This window comes from Sorangium sp. So ce302 (assembly GCF_051530145.1).
Lineage (GTDB): Bacteria > Myxococcota_A > Polyangia > Polyangiales > Polyangiaceae > Sorangium > Sorangium cellulosum_B.
Genome location: NZ_CP150326.1, coordinates 9,539,030 through 9,557,644 on the forward strand (window position 1 = coordinate 9,539,030; position 18,615 = coordinate 9,557,644).

Below are 18,615 nucleotides of genomic sequence, written 5' to 3' on the forward strand. Positions count from 1 at the left end.
CCGCGGCTTACTTCTCTTTCTTCGGGAAGAGCGCCTTGCGCAGGTGCTTGGCCGCGTGCTCCAGCTCGACCAGCGCCTCGATGGATTTCACCGTCGCCTGCTCCACGCCGAGCAGCGCGGCCGCCCTGGCCACCGCGGCCTTCTCCGCCTCCGCGTAGGTGCCGTCGGCGCGCGCCACCTCGATGGCGTCGCGCAGCAGCATGCGCGCGCGGAGCCCGCCCTTCTTGAAGCCGGGCAGGAGCACCTCGAGCTTCCCGCTGCGGAAGTCGAAGCCCTCGACCTCGCGGGTCAACGACTCCGGGAGCCCGAGGCGCTGCATGCCCTTGCGCAGCGCCTTGAGCTCGGCCTCGGGGATCTCCCCGTCGGCGCCGACGATGACCTTGAGCGCCTTGAGGTACGAGAGCGCCTGCTCGTCCGAGCTCGGCAGCCGGCCGTACCTCTCCTTCACGCGTGCTTCGTTGATGGCGACCATCAGGCTAGCTCCTCCTTGAGGGGCCCCACCGTATCAGGGCGGCCCGATCACGGGAAGCGCCCCGCTCAGGCCGAGCCGCCGACATCGTCGTGCTCCCGGCGACGGCGTGAAGCGGCGCCTCTCCGGGAACAACGCTTCTCCTCGACGAGGCAACGGCTCCTCACCTCATGCGACGGCGCTCCCCTCGTCGACCCACGCCCGCGCGAGCTCGAGCGTGCGGGCGTTCTCCTCGACGCGCTCGAGGGACCGCGCGCGCCGCGCGGGGTCGTCGAGCTGCGCCGCGGCGTCGAGGAGCCTCGCGCGCCCATCTCGGCCGCCGTCGCGCGGCGATCGACGCGCGGGCGGGGCGCTTCACGGCGGCGTGGCGATACCCTAGCCTGGCCGTGGATCTCCGCCGCGCCGCGAGCGCCACAAGGAAAGAAGGACCATGGCCGTCACCTCTGGCTTCGACCTCACGAGCGAACGCTTCTTCGCCGATCCATTCCCGACGCTCGATCGGCTCCGCACCGAGGCGCCGGTCTACTTCTTCGAGCCGCTGCAGTGCTTCCTCGTCACCGCTCCTGCCGATATCGAGGGGCTCGTGAAGGACCCGAGCTTCACCGCGCGGCGGGCGACGGCGATCCTCGGCAGCCTCGGCATGCTCGGCGAGGACGAGCTCTCGAGAAAGACGTTCGACTCCTTGTCGCGGCTCGCCTTCTTTCAGGACCCGCCGCGCCACACGAAGCTTCGACAGCTCATCATGAAAGGGTTCTCTCCGTCGGCCGTCGAGTGGATGCGCCCGCGGGTCGTGGGGCTCGTGCAGCGCGCCGCCGAGAAGGCGCGGCGCGACGGCGAGATGGATGTCGTCTCGGCGTTCTCCGAGGCGGTCGCGCTCAACACGCTCGCCGAGATGTTCGTGATACCTGAGGCCGATCGGCCGCAGTTCATGAGATGGTCGACGGACCTCCTGAAGCTCGCCGGCGGCGGGGTCACCTCGGAGGAGCAGAAGCGGGCGGTGAAGCAGAGCTGCTGCGACATGGTCGACTACATGATGCGGCTCGTCGAGGAGCGCCGGAAGGCGCCGGGCGAAGACGTCGCGAGCAGGTTCATCGAGGCAGAAGGCGGAGACACCGAGCTTGCGGGCGAGGCGGCCATGCAATGCTTCCAGATGGTCGCCGCGGGATTCGTCACCTCCGTGAACCAGATCGCGAACACCGTGCTCGCGCTCCTCAACCACCCCGCCGAGCTCGCGAAGCTCCGGGAGGCGCCGGGCCTCGTCCGCGGCGCGGTCGAGGAGAGCCTGCGCTTCGAGCCGTCCGTGCTCTCCCTCAGCCGCATGTGCGCGAGGGACACGGAGATCCGTGGCACCAGGGTCTCCGAGGGGCAGTTCGTCTTCGCGATGATCGCCGCGGCGAACCGCGATCCCGGGCTGTTCTCCGAGCCGGACCGCTTCGATATCACCCGGCAGCAGAGCCGGCACCTGACCTTCGGGAGCGGCGCTCATTACTGCCCCGGGGCCCCGCTCATCCGGATGGAAGTGGAGGAGTCGGTGCGCGCCCTGCTCTCGCTGCCGCGCTGGGAGCTCGCCGAACCGACGTTGAGCTACGCCGGCTCGAACCTGCAGGACCGCGGGCCGAGCTCGCTGCGCGTTCGCTTCCCCGCAGCCTGAAGCGGGCGGGCTAGCACTACTGCGGGAAGTCGGACGGGGAAGCGAACCGTCATGACGCCAAGAAACCAGAGGAATGGTAGGAAATAATGCCGAGACGGCGCGTCCTCTCTCCCCTTGGCGACCCTGGCGCCATGGCGGTTTTTCTGCCGATCCGGGGCAACTTCCCGCAGTGGTGCTAAGCGCGGGTGCCGACGGAGGACAGGACCCGCTCGAGCTCCGTGGGATCGATCGGCTTCGTCATGTGCAGATCGAACCCCGCCTCCTGGGCGCGGCGGCGATCTTCCGCGTGGCCGTACCCGGTCTGAGCGATGAGGTAGGCCCCCGCCGTGGCGGGATCGGCGCGCAGCGCCCGCGCGAGGGCATACCCGTCCATCCCCGGCAATCCGAGGTCGCAGAGCACCACGTCGGGCGCGAGCGTGCGCCCCATGGCGAGCCCCGCGGGGCCCGTGTACGCGACCTCGGCCTGATACCCGAGGAGGGCGAGGAATTGCTTGAGGATGTCCGCCGTGTCGAGGTTGTCCTCGACCACGAGCACCCGGAGCGACTCCTCCCGCGACGCTGTCGCAGGCCGGACGGGCTCCGGCCGTCGGATGGAAGGAACTGGCGTGGAGGAGAGCGGCAATCGGACGCGGAAGGTCGATCCGAGCCCGGGGCCCTCGCTGTGGGCCTCGACGGATCCGCCGTGCATCGCGATCAGGCTGTGCACGAGCGAGAGCCCGAGGCCGAGGCCGCCGCGCCGTCGATCGAGGCTGCTGTCGGCCTGGCTGAAGGTCTCGAAGACGCGCGGGATCATCGATGGATCCATGCCGATCCCCGAATCCTCCACCACGATCACCGCGGTGTTCGTCGCCGGATCCGCCTCCAGGCAGGCGATCACCCGGCCCCCCGCGTCCGTGAATTTGAGCGCGTTGTGCAGGAGGTTGCCGATGACCTGCGCGAGGCGCGTGTGATCCCCGGCGGCCCAGACCGGCTCGTCCGGGAGGGAGACCAGAAGCTCGATGCCATTGTCCTGGAAGCTCGGCGCATAATCGTCCGTGACCTGACGGACGATCCGCGCGAGATCACAGGGCTCTTTTCGCAGCTCGATCTTGCCCCGGGCGACACGCGACACGTCGAGCAGGTCGTCGATCATCCGGGCCATGTGCGCCACCTGGCGCGCGATCATGTCGCGCGTCCGGACGGCCTCGGGCGCGTCGCCGCCGGTGATGTCGAGGACCTGGATGGCCGTCCGGATGGGCGCGAGCGGATTGCGCAATTCGTGGGCGAGCATCACCAGGAACTCGTCCTTGCGGCGATCGGCCTCCCGGAGCGCCTGCTCGCTCGCGAGCAGCGCCTGCTCGGCCCGCTTTCGTTCGGTCACCTCCTGCACCACGACGTTGATGCCGAGCATCGTGCCCGCCTCGTCGCGCACGGGGTGGACGCTGACCAGCCAATGGTGGTCCCCCTCGGGCCGCGCAACCCGGAGCTCGCAATTCGTCACCTCCTGCTCCGTCTCGAGGACACGCTTGCAGAGGTCCTTGAAAGGCGTGGCCTCGGGGATGAACTCGCCGAGCGTGCGGCCGAGGTGCTCGGAGATGGGCCGACCGGTGATGCGCGCGAGCGTCTCGTTGACGCTCACGTACCGGAGATCCCGGTCGAGGAAGCAGAGGCCGACGGGGGCCGTCGAATACACGTTCTGCAGGAGCGCGAGGTGGCGCTGCGCGGCCTGCTCGCTCGCGCGCAAGCTCCGGCAGAGGCGATTGCGTTCGAGGACGGCCGCCACCTGCACGCTGAGCGTCTGCATGAGCGAGAGCTCGTCGGCGTTCATGTGCGAGCGTTTGCTGGTGGCGAAGGCCAGGGTCCCGAGCAGTCTGTCGTGCGAGATGAGCGGATATCCCGCATAGGCCTGCACGCCCGCCTTTTTCAGCTCTGCCCCGCATTCCAGGGTCGAGCGCTGGAGATCGAAGGCGATGAGGGGCATCCGGGTCGCCGCCACGGTCCCGCACATGAACTGGCCGAACCTGATCGTCCGATATCGCTGCTCGTCCTCGGGCGAGATGCCCGCGGCCGACTCGAGGACGAGGGTATTCGGCTCTTCGCCGATCATGTAATTGAAGTAGAGCTCGACGCCGAGGTCGTTTGCCAGCTCCTCGAAGAGGGATCCGAGGAGAGCCGAAGGCTCGTCGCAGAGGACGAGCCGACTCGCGGCTTTTGCCAGGATCCGCAGGTGCGCGTGTCCGGCTCGCGCTTGCCCGGGTGTCTCGGCCGCAAGAGCACATTTCGCGTTGGGCGGCACGTGTACCCATCGGGCGGCGCCGAGGGCTTCCTCGAGCCAACCCCCTTTGCCTTCACCGTGCAGTCTACTGCGCGGCAGGCACGGCGCCACGGCGACGCTCGCCGAGTCCGAGCGTCCGCATTTCGCAGAATTTCCAGCGCCGGGGCGCCGCACCGCGTCCCGCGCGCGGGGTCTCAGCGGCTGGCCGCCGCCCAGCTGGCCAGCGGGTGCGCCTCGAACCAGCGCCGGGTGGCCTCGGCGATGGTCGAGCGTCTCGCTAACCGATGTTGCTCGGCCGGTACCAGTCGAAGTTGTTGTGGAACGGAAAGCTGTTGATCCCCAGGCTGATGCTGGCGTCGAGCGCGCGGACATGGTGCCACCAGCCCACCGGGATGAAGAGCGCCTCGCCCGGCTCGAGCACGACGTCCTTCACGAGCACCGGGGCCAGCGGGTCCTTCTCCGGATCCCGATCGGCGTACATCGCGCGTGCGCCGTCGAACAGCGACGTCTCGAACGGCGCGATCATGCGGTAACGCTTCCTGCCGTACACCTGACCGAACAGGATGTTGGACGTGTCGTAGTGCAGCGGCGTGACGGTCCCGGCAGGGCCGAGCCAGAGCGCCGAGGCGCCCAGCAGCCTCTGCGCGGCGCAGTACCCGTCCGGGAGCACCACGTCGTCCAGCAGCGCGCCGAGCCTCGTCCGCTCGAGGACGCGGTTGTTGGCGACCATGTAAAAGTCGTTCGTCTCCTCGCGCGCTGCGCCGGCGATGCGCGCGACGAAGTCGCGCAGCGGGGTGCTCTCCGTGTGCCGCGCCGCGTGCATGTCGTAGTCGGGATCGCTCTGGCGTCCTGTCGTGACGTCGACCACGACATCGCCGAAGCGCTCGGAGAGGTACGCCGGGGTCCACCGGCCGAAGGCGGGCCAGCGGGTCACGACGTCGGTCAGGACGACCGGGATGTTGCCGGCGACATAGACGTCGCGGAGCTCCTCGCCAGACACGCCGGAGCGCCGCGGAATTCCCGTCGGGTCGCAGGCGGTCGACGCCATTCGCTGCTGGAGCCGCGCCAGCATCTCGTGCCGCCGCGCCGACCTGGCAAAGGGCCGAGCGGCGACGAAGATGGGCGAACGGACGATGGCCGAGAGCAGCTCTCCAGCCTGCGCGCTGCTGACGCCGGCCGCCTGGAGTTGCTCCGAGATCACGCCCTCCGGCACGCCGCGCAGCAGGTTCTCCGTGGCCCAGCGCCACCACTCGGGCGCAACTTCCAGCTCGCGTTCCTGTTCGCCCATCTTCGACCTCACGATGTTGGGGAGCGCAACGGCGCGACGATCGAGCGCCTCACTTGCACGGGGGAGGAGGCGGCGGCATCGGCGGGATGATCTCCCCCTCTTCCCCGTCCGGCGGCGGCGGCGGCATCGGCGGGATGATCTCCCCCTCTTCCCCGTCCGGCGGCGGCGGCGGCATCGGCGGGATGATCTCCCCCTCTTCCCCGTCCGGCGGCGGCGGCGGCATCGGCGGGATGATCTCCCCCTCTTCCCCGTCCGGCGGCGGCGGCGGCATCGGCGGGATGATCTCCCCCTCTTCCCCGTCCGGCGGCGGCGGCGGCATCGGCGGGACAATCTCGCCGCCCTCGCAGTCCGGAGGAGGCGGCATCGGCGGGATGACCTCCTCGTCGGGTGGCGGTGCCATCGGCGGGATGATCTCCTCGTCCGGAGGAGGCGGCGGCATCGGCGGGATGATCTCGCCTTGATCGACCGGATCCTCTCCCTCGTCCACGCCCGGAGGACCACAGGCGACCACGAAGACGGCAGCCGCCGCTACAGCCGCTCGAGACACCCGCTGCACAAGGGCCGCCGTCCGAGGCGGCGGCGTGGGCAGCGGCGATAACAAGGATGCATCGTCCGAAAGAAAGTTACGTGACATGAACACCTCCGCTGACGGCAGCGTGCAGGACATGTGCCATCTCGCTACCGCCGGATATCCCTGGAGATCTCGCCTTCTACGGTGCCGCCCGCCGCGCATGGCCCAGAGTGGCTCACCGCAGCGCCGCTCACCGCAGGGCCCGCGCGAGCGCCGCGTCGTCGACCTCCTCCTCGGCGGCGTGCTCGAGCGCCGCGCGCAACGCATCGTCGGCCGTGCCCTCGGCGGCGACGCGGATGAGCTCCTGCGCGTCGGGGTAGCCGGCGACGCGCAGAAGCAGGGCGGCGCCCACCCGGCGATCCCGCGGCGCGCTGGCGTCGTCGAGGGCGTGGAGCGCGTCCTCGGGGGTCAGGCCGGCGGCGCGGTAGTCGCCGCCGGCGAGCATCTTGCGGAGGTCCTCGCGCCAGACCGCGGGCTCGCGGCCGCGCCGCTCCAGCGCCTCGGCGCCGCGCGGCGCAGCGCCGCCGACGACGCCCTCGTGCGCATCGCGAATGCGCTGCGCGAGCGCTTCGGTCAGGCTGTCCCTTGTCCTGAGCACGACCGAGGTGCCACGGCGGGAGAGGAGGAGGAGCCGATCACCGAGCGTCCGGACCGCGGCGAGCTCGGCGTAGGGCATCCAGACGGTCGAGAAAGGCCGCTCGACGCGCACGCCGTCGGTGCCCACCACGACCTGGGTGCTGCGCGCAGCGCGGCGAAGGAGCCACGTCGACAGCAGGGCGAGGGCGGCCCACGCGACGACCGGCCAGAAGCTGCCGGCGTTCGACAGCGGCCTGGTGAGCGCCGAGATCACGATGAGCCAGAGGATCGTGAAGACCGGCACACCGACGCAGCCGGCCGCGAGCTCCCGGTGGACGCCGCCGAGCGAGACAGCGACGCGCCGCTCCGTGGGGCCGATCCCGAGGGCGGCGAGCAGGCGCGCGCCCTCCTCCTCGCGCGCGACGTGCACCTCGAGCACCTGCCCGCGGCGCAGGCGTAGCTCCACGCGGACGTGCGGATCCGACAGGACCAGGCCAGAGCGGATCTCGGTGCGCGGGATCGATCGCTTCACGGCGCCGTAGGTGAAGCGCAGCCCGGCCGCGTCGGCGGACACATGCGCCGGCCCCTTCCAGCCGACGGCGGTGGTGGCGAACAGGGCGCTCAAGAAGGAGAGGCCCAAGGCGACGAGCACGCCGGGCAGGGTCAGGAAGAGAGCGCTGACCGCGAACCTGCCGAGGCTCGGATCGTGGAGCACGCCTGCGAGGACCGAGGCGATCACGCTGACGAGGAAGGGCCCCGCGATCGCGAGCAGCGCGAGGCCTCCGAAGATGCGGCCGAGGGCCTCGTGGCGCCTCGCGACGCGGCGGCTGGTGAGCCTGAAGCCAGATCGGGAGGTCGCCCTCATCGCCCGGGCCATTCTGCGCTCTTTGTCGGGGAGATCTCCAGCGCGTACTTCTCGGCTCGTCCGCTCGCCTCATGGGCCGTGCTCCCCTTGCGTCCGGGGCCCGCCCCCAGCACCGAGATTCCGCTGTTCATGAGCGACGCGAACTGGCCGCTCGGTAGAGGCGGATCCCCAGCGCCGGCGCTCTCAGGCATGAGGGCGGGGCAGCCCGATCCGACGCGGGCGACGGGGCCTCACGGCACCCCGCTCAGACCCGCGCGATCGCGGCCTGCAAACCCGATTGGAGGGTCCCGCTGATCCGCAGGGACGACCAGTCGACGTCGAGAGCGACGAGCGATCGCGCGACATCCGCCGATATCCCGGTGAGCGAGCAGGTCGCGCCGAGGAGCCTCGCTGCCCCGATGGTCTGGAGCAGGTAACGGGAGACCTCGTCGCTCACCGAGGGCACGCCGGTGATATCGATGATCAACTCCCGCGCCGAGGTCCTGACGATGCTCGACAGCACGCTCTCCATGATCTGCTGCGAGCGCCTGCAGTCGACCGTGCCGACGAGCGGCAGGACGAGGATGCCCTGCCAGACCTGGATCACCGGGGTAGACAGCGCGAACAGCGCCTCCTGCTGCTCCTCGATCAGCCGGATCTTCTCCTGCAGCGCCGCCGTGCGGCTCAGGACCAGCTGCTCGAGCTGTCGCTTGCTCTCCCGCAAAGCCTCCTCGGCTCGCCGCCTCCGCGCCGCGTCGTGGATATCGACGAGGATCGCCTGGTCCGACGCGAGATCCACCTTGCGAGCGTAGCACTCCACGTGGAGCAGGCTGCCATCCTGGAGCGTACGGGGACGGCACTCGAAGCTCTTGTGGACGTCGCTCAGCAGCTCGGGCCAGAGCTTGCGCAGCGGATCGAGCGGATGAGCGACGCCGGCGCTGCCCTCGACGACCTCGAAGAGGCGCACGCCCTCGTGCCCGACCTCGAACATCTCCAGCAGGCGGGCGTTGTAATCAGCGACGGAGCCGTCGAGTCGATAGACAATGACGGCGTCGCGAAGCTGATCGAACATCTCGCCCAGCCTCGCCGGTGAGCGGTCCGGCTGCCTGTGCCCAGGAGCGGCCTCGCTGCGAGCTATATCGTTGTTCTCCTGCATCCCGGCGCCCCTCGCTCAGCGTTCATCGCGCTGCTCAACCGCGCGTCCTCAGCCATTCCATGGCATCCTGCTCGGAGGAGAACGAGGCGTTCACGTTGTCGATCTCGTTCGCGAATCGCTCCAGCGCGAATCGATTGGCGTCGTCCTCCATGCTCTCGTCTCGCTTGACGAACACGGCCAGGTGCCGCAGGCCGGCTGCGAAGAGCCGCGGCATCACGTCGTCTCGCAGGTAATCGTTGACGCCGTCCCAGCTCGCGGCCCACTGGCTCAGGTCAGCGAGGAGCTTTGTGCACTTGCTCTCGACGAACGCTTCCACGAAGTGCCCTCCGAGAATCTCCTTGATCTCCTCATCGAAGACCTCACCGAACCACCGGTGGATGAGGATGCGCTGATCGCGATAGGCGCTCTCGATCGTATGGATGCGGCGGCCGAGGATGTTGAACGTATCGATGGCCCCCGCGGTCTTCACGACGGAGATGCCGGTTCGTGTCTCGGTCGATTGCTTGATAACGACCCTCATGGATCCCCCCTGATACCGCCCGGTCAGACCGGCGGCCCTCGACGACGCCTGCCCTTGGGACAGGACACCTCATTCCATCTGACCTGTCAAGATCAGCCCGGACTGACATCTCAGCGAACGTGAACCACGTCACAGGTGAGCCCCTCCAGGCGGTATGTCGTGACTCGGCTCCTAGGGCGACGCCCGGCGGCACAGGCGACCCGACCTTCACCCGCCTATGTGAGGACGCCGCCGCGGCGAGATCGCCGTTCCCGGGTATCCCCGCGTGCTCTCGGTGGACAGCCGCTCACCCCGCCGTGGTCCTTCGTCCTTGAGCGACCGGGCGCTACCTGTGGATCCAGTACCGGTAGCCGTTGGTGCGGAAGGGCACGTCGAGCTCGCGGCAGATCTCGGCGATCACATCGGGGGTGAAGAAGTAGTTGCGGATGCGGGCGATGTGCCCGCCGTCGGTCTCGACGGTCCAGACGGTGCGCACCGCGGGTCCTGTGTCGTGATCGAACCAGAAGAGCAGCAAGAGCTCGCCGCGGTGCTCGCGCACCTCGCAGCGCGGCGGGCCGCCGAGGTAGCCGACCAGGTGACGGGCGTCGACCCCGCCGGCGTCGGTGGTCGTGATCGGCGAGAGGCTGCCGACGAACGACCCGGTGCGCGGATCGGCCGGGGGCTCGCGCCCGTACTCGGTCACCACGCCGACGATCTCGGTGATCGAGCTGTCGAGGAGCAGCGAGGTCAGGGCCGGCAGGTCGCGGGCGTTGAAGGCGGCGCAGAAGGCGTCGAGCACGCCCGGCGCGGGCGCCCGGGGCTCGTCGGCCTCGGGCGCGACGAGCTTGCCGCGGCCGCGGTGCAGCGCCGCCTTGACCGCGCCGACCGAGGTCGAGAGCGACGCGGCGACCTCCTCGAGCGAGAGATCGAACACGTCCTTGAGCACCACCGCCGCGCGCTCCTGGGGCGACAGGTGCGCGACCAGGGTGCCGGCGGCCTCGCGCGACGCCCGCTCGTCGGGCGCGTGCCCTGGCGCCGGGTGTGCTGCCGAGGGCTCGCCGATCGCGTCGCGCTCGAGCCGCTGCCGCCGGGCGCGGTCGATCCAGAGGTTCGACGCCACCCGGAACAGCCAGGCGCGCGGGTTGGGCACCTCGTGGAACAGGGTGCCGAGCGTGACGAAGCCGCGGGCCATCGTGTCCTGCACCAGGTCCTCGGCGTCCCACGGGCTCCGGGTCAGGTAGCGGCAGTAACGGTACAGCTCGGGCCGGAGCGGCTCGAACACGTCGAGGAACCGCTGCCATGACGCCTTCACGTCATTGCTCAGCTCGCCGAGGTCGCGCGGCTCGTCGCTCATGACCAGACCGGCTCGTAGCACAGGACCGACAGCCCGCCGCCCAGGTTCTGGGTCCGGATCTGCCGCAGCGAGAGGCGATGGTCGCGGCGCGCGAACAGCGGCGTGCCGCCGCCGAGCACCACCGGGTGCACGATCAGGCGGAATTCGTCGACGAGGCGGTGCTCGATCAGCGTCGAGACCAGGGCGGCGCCGGCCCAGGCGACGATCGGCTTGCCGGGCTGCCGCTTGAGCGCGGCGATCTCCTCGGGGTCACGGGCCACGCGGGTGTTGGCCCACGCGGCGTGCGTCAGGGTCCGGGACAGCACGACCTTGGGCAGGGCGTTCATCTTGCGCGCGAACGCGAGGTCCTGGGGCGAGCGCGGGCGCGCCTCGGCGTCGGGCCAGTACTGGAGCATGAGCTCGTAGGAGGTGCGCCCGTAGATCGCGAGGCCGACGGAGTCGACCATCTCGTCGCAGTACCGCTCGAACTGCGGGTTGCCGTCCTGGAACCAGTCCAGCTCGCGGCCCGGGCCCTCGATGTAGCCGTCGAGGGACGCGATCATGGAGACGTAGAGGCGTCGTTCGGTCGGGGTCGTCGTCGTCATGGCTCACCGACGAACGGCGCGGCCGGGAGGATACGGGGGGGCGAAGAAAATGTTGGGCGGAGAGGAAGAAGGAGAGCTTCACAGGGAGACGGGGAGGCGGGGAGGCGAGAGATGGGGATCAGCCGTTCGAACCATCAGGCTCGGCGCCGGCGGCTTCGGGCGGCATCGATGCGGGGCGGCGAGCAGGCGCGAAGGATGGTCCCCGCCTCTCGCCTCTCCACCTTGGTCTGTCTATCTCTCTCTCCTCCCCGTCTCCCCGTCTCCCCGTGTACTCTCTCTTACTCTGTTGCCTGTCCCTGAGCGGCTCAGAGCGACCCGACCCAGGTTGGGCGACCCGGAGCCAGCTCTGTAGTTAGCGACGCAAGCTCCGTACATGGCGCCACCAGCTCCGTACGTAGCGATGCCGAACTCAAGGAGCTCCAGAAGATAGCTACCCGGCCCAGGTTCGGTCGCCCCGCACCGCTCACCGGCCGGAGCCGCCACGCGCTTCCTCGACCCCCTCCCCCATCGCCCCGCGGATCCTGAGGTGGCCGAGGGTGACCGCGGCGATGAATCCCCAGGAACGTGAGCTCATGGCGCGTCATCGGCCGGAGCGGGCGATCTGTGACAAGGACGGCGCACGAGCGCCCCAGGCTCTCGAGCTCCTCCCCGCCCTGCCCTGGCGGCGCGCCGCCCTCCGCGCGACCTGCGACGACGGCGCTGGGCAGACGCCGTCGGTGCTGTACAACCAAGGCTCACCCCTTGCCGAGGAGCTGCCGCATGACGCGTCGTCTTCAGGAACGCCTGCTCGCGATCATGGACCGCAAGAACCACTGGGCCTGGGCGCACCTCACCGGCCCCGGCCTCACGCGAGACCAGCTCGCGGTTCACTTCAGGCACGAATACCGGGTCTACGTGCGCGACTTCCCGGTGCTGCTCGCGCGCGTGCTCGGCCAGTCGCCGCCGGCCGCGGTGCGCAGCGCCCTCGCCGAGAACCTCTTCGAAGAGCAGACGGGCAAGCTCTCGCTGGGCGTGTCGCACCCGGCGCTCTTCCTGGAGATGATCGACGGCCTGGGCATCCCGCGCGCGGCCATCGAGGACGAGTCGATCCCGCTCGAGCCCGAGGCCCACGCTTACCGGGCGCTGCTCGACCGCGCGAGCGCGGCGCCGCCGTGGGTCGTGGGCGCGGCGGTGCTGACCATCTTCGTGGAGGGCAGCGTGCACGAGCGCGCGGAGCTCCTCGGGCAGCGCGAGGCGCCGCCGATCGAGGAGGCGCTGCGCGCGCACCCGATGGTGCGGCACTACGGGTGTCCGCCCGAGCGCATGCGCCTGGCGAGGGCGCACCGGGCGGTCGAAGGAGGGCACCGGCGGGACGCGTGGGAGATGGTGCTGGGGCACGTGCCGGACGAGGGCCCGATGGCGGACGCGGTCGCGTCCGCGGTGGCCGCAGCGCACGCGGCCTGGCTGGCGTACCGGGATGGGGTCGGGCGCGCCATGGGGCTCCGGCAGGCCTGAGCTGGCCTCGGCGCACTCCTCCGGTTCTGCCTGACACGCGCAGGGTTCACTGATAGAATCGCGCGCATCGCTTGGGCCGTTCTGCGCCCGTTCTTGAGGAGATCTTCCAGTATGTCCTTCTCGGCTCGTTCCTTTGCCTTCTTTGCCATGTACACGCTCGCGTCCGTGGCCGCGTGCGGCGGCGAATCCAGCTCCGGGGCCGGCGGCGCCGGCGGGTCGGGCGACGACGCCGCGGGCCCGGGCCCCGGGAGCACCTCCTCCGGCCCCGGCGCGACCAGCGGCGGCGCCACGAGCGGCGGCGGCGCCGCGAGCGGCAGCGGCAGCGCCACGACGAGCAGCGGCTCGGGCGGCGCCACCAGCAGCAGCGCCACGAGCAGCGGCTCAGGCGACGTCACCGCGAGCGCCACGAGCACCGGAGCCGGCGACACGACGACCAGCACGGCGGCGACCGGCGGCACGGATCCCGGCGGGTGCAGCATCTTCTGCTCCGACTTCGAGGGCGGCTCGCTGCCTTCCGAGATCCAGTTCTTCCCCGAGTATCTGCGGCCGAGGATGAGCGAGTTCGTGACGCTGGACAGCACCGGTCACAGCGGCACGCGCTCCGTCAAGGTCTCGGGCACGGACTTCAGCCAGATGCTCGGCGTGGCCGTGCCGAGCAATTTCTGGGGCAGGGTCTACCTCAAGAGCGCCACCGACATCCAGATGGGCCACAACACGTATGTCGCGGCCGCGGAAGGCAACGGGGATCCCAACAACGGCGAGCAGATCCGCATCGGCGAGCACCAGTGTCAGCTCGAGCTGAACCGCAGGAGCGACGACAAAGAGATGCTCTCGAACGGCGGAATGTACATGTGCAGCGGCGGCGTGAAGCTCGTCGCGAACACCTGGTACTGCCTCGAGTTCCACTACGACGGGCCGGGCCGCTCGGTGAGCGTGTTCGTGGACGGCACCGAGGTCAACGCGATGCACGTCACGGACTGGGGCCCGTACGACTACAAGCTCTTCAAGTTCGGGTTCGAGAAGTACCACGGCGGGGCCAAGACCATGTGGTACGACGACCTCGCGCTCCACTCCGAGCGCGTCGGCTGCGGCAAGTGAGGCCGCGCCGCGCGGCGCTCGGGTGAGCCCGAGGGGCCGCGGGAACGCCGCGGAGACGAGATGAAGGCGATTGTCTACGACCGATACGGCTCACCCGACGTCCTGCGGCTCGAGGAGATCCCGAGGCCCGAGATCGGCGACGACGACGTCCTGGTGAGGGTCCACGCGGCCTCCGTGAACTCGTGGGACTGGGATCTCGTGACCGGGACGCCTGTGCTGTTTCGCTTCTGGGGGCTGCTCAGGCCCAAGCACAGGGTCCCGGGCGCGGACATCGCGGGCCGCGTGGAGGCGGTGGGCAAGAACGTGACCCGGTTCCGGCCCGGTGACGAGGTGTTCGGGGATCTCTGCCAGTGTGGCTGGGGCGGCTTCGCCGAGTACGCGCGCGCCCGCGAGAGCGCGCTGGCGCCCAAGCCGGCCGGGATGACGTTCGAGCAAGCCGCGGCCCTCCCTCAGGCAGGCGCGATGGCCCTTCAGGGGCTCCGCGACGAGGGAGGGCTCCGGCCCGCGCAGAAGGTCCTGATCAACGGCGCAGGCGGCGGCGTCGGCACCCTCGCCATCCAGATCGCCACGTCGCTCGGCGCCGAGGTCACCGGCGTGGACCGGACGGAGAAGCTGGAGACGATGCGCTCGGCCGGCGCAGCCGAGGTCATCGACTACACGAAAGAGGACTTCACGGCCGGCGGGAAGACCTACGACCTGATCCTCGACGCCGCGGCGCACCGCTCGATGTTCGACTACGCGCGCGCGCTGAACCGAGGGGGGACCTACGTGATGATCGGGGGCTCCATCGGTCGAATCTTGCAGGTCTTGCTCGTCGGGCCCTGGATAGCGAGGAGCGAGCAAAAGAAGATGCGCCTCATGCCAGCGAAGGCGAACCACGACCTCGCTGCCCTGGGGGAGCTGTTCCAGGCGGGCAAGCTGAGCCCCGTCATCGATCGCTGTTTTCCGCTCGACGAGGTCCCCGACGCGCTCCGCTACTTCGGCGAGGGGAGAGCGCGCGGGAAGATCGTCATCACCATCTGACGGCGCCCCCCGCACCAACCGACGCCGGGCTCAGTCGTCGATGACGGCGTTGACGATCCCGTCGAAGAACTCCCCGTTCCCGACCGCGTCGAGCATCCGGTTCCACCCGAGCTCATCGAACGGCGTCGGCACGCCGTGGTTCGTCAAGATGACCCCGATCAGCTCGCGGCGGCGATCGATCCACAGGAAGCACCCGGTGCCGCCCGCCTTGCCGTAAGAGCCGCTCGAGAGGCGCGACCCGCCGTTGGAGAAGCGGTGGGTCGCGAGCTCCCAGCCATAGCCCTTGGGCGTCATCAGGAGGTTCGTTATCGGCGATACGTCGGTCTCCGACGCCCTCACCTCGGGCGTCTGGTTGCTCACCATCGCGGCGGCGGCCTGGCGGCTCAGGACGCGGACGCCGCCGTACCTGCCGCCGTTCAGGATCATCTGGCAGAACACCGCGATGTCCCGCGCCGTCGAGAAGACGCCGTCACAGCCGGCGATCCCGCCGAGCGCGTGATCCTGCTCGTCCTGCACCTCGCCGCGCAGCACCCTCCCCCGGAGCTCGGAGTAGCCCGTGGCCGCGGTCCGCGAGATGAGCGCCGCCGACGGGTTGAAGGTCGTGTCGCTCATGCCGAGCGGGCCCCAGATGCGCGCCTTCGCGAAGGCGTCGAGATCCATGCCCGAGGCGACCTCGATTACCCGCCCGAGGAGGCGGTAGGTGAGATCGCTGTAGAGCACCTGCGTGCCAGGGACGTACTCGAGCGGCGCCTCCGCCATGCGCTGCCAGACGCGCTCGGCGTCCGGGTCGTCCAGGAACTGGCTGTCCAGCGGCAAGCCGGCCGTGTACCGGAGCATGTCGCGCACCGTGATGGCCTCCTTGCCGTTGGCCGCGAACTCCGGGATGAAATCGGCCACCCGATCGTTCAGCCGAAGCACGCCGTCCTCCACGAGGATCACCGCCGACGTCGACGTCGCGAGGACCTTGGTGATGGAGAGCAGGTCGAACAGCGTGTCGAGCGTCATCGGCTCGTCCGCGCCGCGGACCCGGGAGCCGAACGCCCGGTGCCCGACGATCCTCCCCCGCCGCGCTACAAGGGCGACCGCGCCCGGGAACAGGCCGTCGGTCACCCGTCGCTGGATGCGCGCAAAGACGTCCTCGATGCGCTCCGAGCACAGGCCGACGCCCTCGGGCCGCCCAGGGACGAGCCGCTCGTACGTCGTCTGGATATGCGCCTCAGCCACCTTGGCCGACAGGACCGCCGGCGCGAACGCGGCCACCGCCGCCGTACGGCCCAGCCCCTGGAGAAGGTGCCTGCGATTGAAAAATCCATGCTCGGTGCACATGCTCGCTCCTGATCCGTGATCCGTGGGGGGCCGGGTCGCGCCGCAGCAGAGCCCGCTCGGGCGCGCTTTCCCGCGCCGTCGCTGAGGTCGCCATCGACGCTCGCGAGCGCCCGAATTCCTGGACAGCAGGAGGCGTGCCGAGCAGCGGACCCAGCGATTCGCGGCGCCGCCGCGCGAGAGCGCCGGCGGACAGGTGCGCCGATCGTGCACCCGCCTGCACGATCGGCCGCGCGGTCCCGACGCTCTGCACGGTTTTGCATGATTCGTGCAAATCAACGCCAAACCAGCGCACGGCGGCGCGCGGCGCCGCGTAGGATGTGCTCGTGGACGAAGGCTTTCCCGGCAGCGATGTGCGGGGCTCCTGCACGACGACGCTCCGGCTCGCGATCGTGGCCGGCAACACGATCACCTTCGCCCCGCTGCCGCCCCACGGCCGCGTCGTCCTCGGGCGCGACGAGGGGTGCGACGTGCGGATCGACGATCGCTCGGTGTCGCGCCGGCACGCGGCCCTCGACGTCGGCCCGCCGCTCCGGATCGAGGACCTCGGGAGCGCCAACGGCACCTTCGTCGGCGAGCCGCTGGCCCGCGCGCTGACGGCGCGCACGCACCGCCTGCGGCGCCTCTCGCGGGAGAGCGCCGAGGTCGGCGTCGGCGAGCGCTTCAACCTCGGCGCGACCACCGTCGTCGTCGGCCGCGCGCCCGGCGGGGCGGCCGAGGAGCCCGACCGCGGAAAGCCGCCCGCGGACATCGTGCTGCTGGCCCCGGCGATGCTGGCGCTCTACGAGCAGGCCGCCCGCGCCGCGCGGAGCCCCATCAGCGTGCTCATCCTGGGCGAGACGGGGGTGGGCAAGGAGGTGCTCGCCCGGACCCTCCACGCGCGCTCGCCGCGGTCGAGCGGGCCCTACGTCGAGCTGAACTGCGCCGCGCTGCCGCCGTCGCTCCTCGAGGGCGAGCTCTTCGGCCACGAGAAGAGCGCCTTCACGGGCGCCAGCCACGCGCGCCCCGGCCTGCTCGAGGCGGCCCACGGCGGCACGCTGTTCCTCGACGAGATCGGCGAGCTGCCCCTCGCCTTCCAGGCGAAGCTGCTCCGCGTCCTCGAGGACCGGAAGGTGCTCCGCATCGGGGGCCGCACCCCGCGCCGGCTCGACCTCCGCTTCGTGGCGGCGACCAACCGCGATCTCGAGGCGGAGATCGCGCGCGGCGCCTTCCGCCAGGACCTCTACTTCCGGCTGAACGGCATCTCCCTCGTCGTCCCGCCGCTCCGGGAGCGGGTCGCCGAGATCGGCCCGCTCGCCGGCAGGTTCCTCGAGGAGGCGTGCCGGCAGCTCGACCAGCGCGGTACGCCCCGCATCTCGCCGGAGGCGCTCGCCGCCCTCGAGGCGTACGCCTGGCCGGGGAACGTGCGCGAGCTGCGCAACGTGATCGAGCGCGCGGCGGTCCTGTGCGCGGGGGAGTCGGTCCTGCCCGCCGATCTGCCGCCGCACCTGATGAACGGCGCCACGCCCCCGTCGAGCGGCGCCGCGTCGCGGCCCAGCGGCACCATCCCCCCGCCGCCGCCCAGCGGCGCAATTCTCCCGCCGCCGCCCAGCGGCGCCATCCCCCCGCCGCCGCCCAGCGGCGCCGCGCTCCCTCCCAGCGGCGCCGCGCCGCCGCCGAGCGGCGCCGCACCCCCTCCCAGCGGCGCCGGGCTGCCGCCAGCCGACGCCGCGCCGCCGAGCGGCGACGCCCTCACGAGGCTCCGGCTCGAGATGAAGGCCGCCGACCGGCAGCGCGTCATCGAGGCCCTCGAGCGGTCCGCGGGCAACCAGACGCGCGCCGCGAAGCTCCTCGGCGTCTCGCTGCGCACGCTGATCAACCGCATCGACGAGTACGGCATCCCGCGGCCGCGGAAGCGGCCGCCCTGAGCGCTCACGAGCGCGACGAGCGCGCGGCGCCCCCGGCGCCCAGGGCGCGGGACGCCCCCTCCTGGATCCCGCGGAGCACCGCCTCGACGTCCCGCTCCGCGCCCAGGGCGAGCCCCCGGTCCGCGAGCGCGCGCGCGGCGGCCGGGTCGCTCCCGGCGAGCGCCTGCTCCGCCTCTGCTCGCGGAGGCTAGGAGAGGGGCCGAGAGGCTCACGCCGCGTCGAACGACGGTGCTCAATAACACCCTGGCGATGGGCGGCGGCTCGGTGGGGATGCCGAGATGGGTCACGATCGCCACGATGGCTTCGCGCTGCGCACGTTGACCGATGTCGGCGACGAGCCGCCGGCGCCCACCGCACGGACACGCGAGCACATCCTCCAAATAGACCCGGCGGATGAGGGAAGCCCAGTCCATGCGTGCGTAGACCGGCGGGACGATGCCGTCGCCGAGGCTCGTGCGCGCGCTCGCCGGAGGGTCCCAGGTAGCCGCGGGAGGTGGCGCCGTGATGTCGTTGGCGCAGGTCGG

General features: G+C 70.8%; 15 protein-coding genes. 5 read left to right on the plus strand and 10 right to left on the minus strand.

The window, feature by feature from the left end; all coding sequences use genetic code 11:
- Positions 1–7: 7 nt before the first annotated feature.
- Positions 8–472, minus strand: a complete 465-nt coding sequence (locus tag WME73_RS36090) for a TerB family tellurite resistance protein (RefSeq protein WP_437740893.1) — start codon at positions 470–472, stop codon at positions 8–10.
- Between the two features lie 427 nt (positions 473–899).
- On the opposite strand from WME73_RS36090, the gene WME73_RS36095 reads away from it, so the two are divergent.
- Positions 900–2,120, plus strand: a complete 1,221-nt coding sequence (locus WME73_RS36095; RefSeq protein ID WP_437912485.1) for a cytochrome P450 — start codon at positions 900–902, stop codon at positions 2,118–2,120.
- A 175-nt stretch (positions 2,121–2,295) separates the two neighbouring features.
- On the opposite strand, the gene WME73_RS36100 is transcribed toward WME73_RS36095, so the two are convergent.
- The 8 genes from WME73_RS36100 to WME73_RS36135 form a co-directional block, all read right to left on the minus strand.
- Positions 2,296–4,395 carry an ATP-binding protein gene (locus tag WME73_RS36100; RefSeq protein WP_437912486.1) on the minus strand — a complete coding sequence of 700 codons (2,100 nt, stop codon included), beginning with the start codon at positions 4,393–4,395 and terminating at the stop codon, positions 2,296–2,298.
- 256 nt (positions 4,396–4,651) lie between these two features.
- Positions 4,652–5,662, minus strand: coding sequence for a cupin-like domain-containing protein (locus WME73_RS36105; RefSeq protein ID WP_437912487.1), 1,011 nt, complete (start codon positions 5,660–5,662; stop codon positions 4,652–4,654).
- Between the two features lie 49 nt (positions 5,663–5,711).
- The gene (locus WME73_RS36110) at positions 5,712–6,149 is read right to left on the minus strand and encodes a hypothetical protein (protein ID WP_437912488.1); all 438 of its coding nucleotides are present in this window, start codon (positions 6,147–6,149) and stop codon (positions 5,712–5,714) included.
- 274 nt (positions 6,150–6,423) lie between these two features.
- Positions 6,424–7,674 (minus strand): hypothetical protein, encoded by a 1,251-nt coding sequence (locus WME73_RS36115; RefSeq protein ID WP_437912489.1) that lies wholly within the window; start codon positions 7,672–7,674, stop codon positions 6,424–6,426.
- 244 nt (positions 7,675–7,918) lie between these two features.
- Positions 7,919–8,725 (minus strand): STAS domain-containing protein, encoded by an 807-nt coding sequence (locus WME73_RS36120; protein ID WP_437740900.1) that lies wholly within the window; start codon positions 8,723–8,725, stop codon positions 7,919–7,921.
- 118 nt (positions 8,726–8,843) lie between these two features.
- Entirely contained in the window at positions 8,844–9,329 is a 486-nt protein-coding gene (locus WME73_RS36125) for a hypothetical protein (protein WP_437740901.1), read from the minus strand.
- Between the two features lie 325 nt (positions 9,330–9,654).
- A complete protein-coding gene (locus WME73_RS36130) occupies positions 9,655–10,662 on the minus strand; it encodes an RNA polymerase sigma factor (RefSeq protein WP_437912490.1) in 1,008 nt (335 codons plus the stop codon).
- Positions 10,659–11,246 carry a dihydrofolate reductase family protein gene (locus tag WME73_RS36135; RefSeq protein WP_437912491.1) on the minus strand — a complete coding sequence of 196 codons (588 nt, stop codon included), beginning with the start codon at positions 11,244–11,246 and terminating at the stop codon, positions 10,659–10,661. Before WME73_RS36135 ends, WME73_RS36130 begins: the two co-directional genes overlap by 4 nt.
- 759 nt (positions 11,247–12,005) lie before the next feature.
- On the opposite strand from WME73_RS36135, the gene WME73_RS36140 reads away from it, so the two are divergent.
- From WME73_RS36140 to WME73_RS36150, 3 genes are all read left to right on the plus strand, one after another.
- Positions 12,006–12,740 carry an iron-containing redox enzyme family protein gene (locus WME73_RS36140; RefSeq protein WP_437852179.1) on the plus strand — a complete coding sequence of 245 codons (735 nt, stop codon included), beginning with the start codon at positions 12,006–12,008 and terminating at the stop codon, positions 12,738–12,740.
- A gap of 111 nt (positions 12,741–12,851) precedes the next feature.
- Positions 12,852–13,838 carry a hypothetical protein gene (locus tag WME73_RS36145; protein WP_437912492.1) on the plus strand — a complete coding sequence of 329 codons (987 nt, stop codon included), beginning with the start codon at positions 12,852–12,854 and terminating at the stop codon, positions 13,836–13,838.
- Between the two features lie 60 nt (positions 13,839–13,898).
- Complete coding sequence (locus WME73_RS36150) at positions 13,899–14,861, plus strand: NAD(P)-dependent alcohol dehydrogenase (protein WP_437912493.1); 963 nt, start codon at positions 13,899–13,901, stop codon at positions 14,859–14,861.
- Between the two features lie 30 nt (positions 14,862–14,891).
- Here the strand turns inward: WME73_RS36150 and WME73_RS36155 are convergent, their stop codons facing one another.
- The gene (locus tag WME73_RS36155; protein ID WP_437912494.1) at positions 14,892–16,187 is read right to left on the minus strand and encodes a serine hydrolase domain-containing protein; all 1,296 of its coding nucleotides are present in this window, start codon (positions 16,185–16,187) and stop codon (positions 14,892–14,894) included.
- A gap of 323 nt (positions 16,188–16,510) precedes the next feature.
- On the opposite strand from WME73_RS36155, the gene WME73_RS36160 reads away from it, so the two are divergent.
- A complete protein-coding gene (locus WME73_RS36160; RefSeq protein ID WP_437912495.1) occupies positions 16,511–18,091 on the plus strand; it encodes a sigma 54-interacting transcriptional regulator in 1,581 nt (526 codons plus the stop codon).
- Positions 18,092–18,615 lie beyond the last annotated feature (524 nt).

Excerpts from the sequence above, each read along its gene's own strand:
- WME73_RS36135 (WP_437912491.1), bottom strand. The coding sequence starts at position 11,246 with ATGACGACGACGACCCCGACCGAACGACGCCTCTACGTCTCCATGATC.
- WME73_RS36115 (WP_437912489.1), bottom strand. The coding sequence starts at position 7,674 with ATGAGGGCGACCTCCCGATCTGGCTTCAGGCTCACCAGCCGCCGCGTC.
- WME73_RS36105 (WP_437912487.1), bottom strand. The coding sequence starts at position 5,662 with ATGGGCGAACAGGAACGCGAGCTGGAAGTTGCGCCCGAGTGGTGGCGC.
- WME73_RS36140 (WP_437852179.1), top strand. The coding sequence starts at position 12,006 with ATGACGCGTCGTCTTCAGGAACGCCTGCTCGCGATCATGGACCGCAAG.
- WME73_RS36095 (WP_437912485.1), top strand. The coding sequence starts at position 900 with ATGGCCGTCACCTCTGGCTTCGACCTCACGAGCGAACGCTTCTTCGCC.
- WME73_RS36090 (WP_437740893.1), bottom strand. The coding sequence starts at position 472 with ATGGTCGCCATCAACGAAGCACGCGTGAAGGAGAGGTACGGCCGGCTG.
- WME73_RS36150 (WP_437912493.1), top strand. The coding sequence starts at position 13,899 with ATGAAGGCGATTGTCTACGACCGATACGGCTCACCCGACGTCCTGCGG.
- WME73_RS36125 (WP_437740901.1), bottom strand. The coding sequence starts at position 9,329 with ATGAGGGTCGTTATCAAGCAATCGACCGAGACACGAACCGGCATCTCC.
- WME73_RS36120 (WP_437740900.1), bottom strand. The coding sequence starts at position 8,725 with ATGTTCGATCAGCTTCGCGACGCCGTCATTGTCTATCGACTCGACGGC.
- WME73_RS36145 (WP_437912492.1), top strand. The coding sequence starts at position 12,852 with ATGTCCTTCTCGGCTCGTTCCTTTGCCTTCTTTGCCATGTACACGCTC.
- WME73_RS36155 (WP_437912494.1), bottom strand. The coding sequence starts at position 16,187 with ATGTGCACCGAGCATGGATTTTTCAATCGCAGGCACCTTCTCCAGGGG.
- WME73_RS36130 (WP_437912490.1), bottom strand. The coding sequence starts at position 10,662 with ATGAGCGACGAGCCGCGCGACCTCGGCGAGCTGAGCAATGACGTGAAG.